The following is a 1,434-nucleotide window of genomic DNA, read 5'->3' on the forward strand; positions in this document are numbered from 1 at the left end:
CGCTTTTCCCAAGCAGCAACTTCCTCTTTTAACATATCCTTCTTGGGAATACGTCGGTCAAGGCATTGTCGGGTTAAAACACTCAACTCAATTTCAGCCATATTCAACCAACTTCCATGCTTGGGAGTGTAATGAAACTCCAGCTTGTCAAGAATACGTCTCGCTTCAGCCGGGATAAAGGCTTTGTAAAGAGAGGCTCCAATGTGGGTATTGAGGTTATCCTGAACAATTCTGATTTTCTGAGCTTGGAGATAGCGTTGATCGACGAGATACTTCATCTGTTGAGCATAGTCAATTTGAGTGCGTTGGTCAGTAACTTCTACATGTCTCCAACCTATTAAAGGCTCAAAAAACATGATTTGATTACAAACTCCCTCTCGCGCTGTGTTCATAATCAAAACGTTCAGTCTGTCCAGGTTCTAAAGGTATTGGCTTTCGGGTTTCTGAAATTAACTGAAACGAGCTTTCATCAAAGCAAACCAAGGGATAATCAGGGTCATAGGCACGCTTTGTACAGTTGTAAAACCTCTTCCATTTGGCAGACAAATTCAGCATTGGCTTGAGGTGGAATCACCCAAGATTGGTTCAACCAAGGCTTAAGCTCGTTTTTTTTAAAACTTGTCGCACGCTTTCATGGGAAATGCTCTGTACATATCCCAATACCACCATTTGGTCTGCCAGTAGTCGTAATGTCCAACGCTTAGCTCCTGGGGGTGCTTTGGAGCAGGCGATTGCCACTAAATGAGCTTCTGCCTCTCCGTCTAACCGTCGCAGCTTTAATGACGACCTGGGACGAGGGTTGAGCGCATTCTCTAAGCTTTCTTCCACAAACCGTTGGCGAACCCTTTCGATGGTTCGGGTGCTGATATTGAAAGCCTCGCTAATGGCTTGATCTGTCCACCCCCCATCCGGGTGATTGACATCTGCTTTGAGCAGGATACGAGCATGATTGATTTTCCGGGCAGCAGCAATACCTTTTTGGGTTAATTGTTCTAGTTTTTGGCGTTCATCGAGAGTCAGGCCGACAATATATCGCTTGGCTGGCATAGTTTATGGGTTAGTAGATGGACTCTTCTACTATCCGTCAAAATGAGTTTGACAGACCACTAGGGTTCAAGCGAAGTTTCCACCCAAAGGGGCATAACGAGATGGATATCAACGGCTCACAAGCTGAGGTACTCCCGAATTGTGATGTCTCACAGCTAGAGGGTAATGCGTAACCAGAAGCATATACCGCATGATAATGGAACGTTAGGGAAAGAACTAACAGGTTGACGAAAGGAATCGTTGATCGAAGCGTCGTAATGATTGATATCCCTGTCAAAGCGGTAATGGGGATACTAGCTCCATGGGTTAATCCAGTAGATATTGGATAACCGGAAGAACTCCACGGACTCGGCGTAGAGACGACAACCATTAGTTCGCATCTCCTTT

The 1,434-nt window shown here is 45.3% G+C and carries 1 protein-coding gene and 1 pseudogene; one reads left to right on the forward strand and one right to left on the reverse strand.

The window, feature by feature from the left end; translation table 11 throughout:
• Window positions 1–1,047, reverse strand: a pseudogene (locus F6K53_RS42310) (IS630 family transposase); the annotation flags it as partial.
• 17 nt (window positions 1,048–1,064) lie between these two features.
• On the opposite strand from F6K53_RS42310, the gene F6K53_RS42315 reads away from it, so the two are divergent.
• Complete coding sequence (locus tag F6K53_RS42315) at window positions 1,065–1,220, forward strand: hypothetical protein (protein ID WP_293068225.1); 156 nt, start codon at window positions 1,065–1,067, stop codon at window positions 1,218–1,220.
• The last annotated feature ends 214 nt before the right edge of the window (window positions 1,221–1,434 follow it).

Source organism: Moorena sp. SIO4A1 (assembly GCF_010672065.1).
Taxonomy (GTDB): Bacteria; Cyanobacteriota; Cyanobacteriia; order Cyanobacteriales; family Coleofasciculaceae; genus Moorena.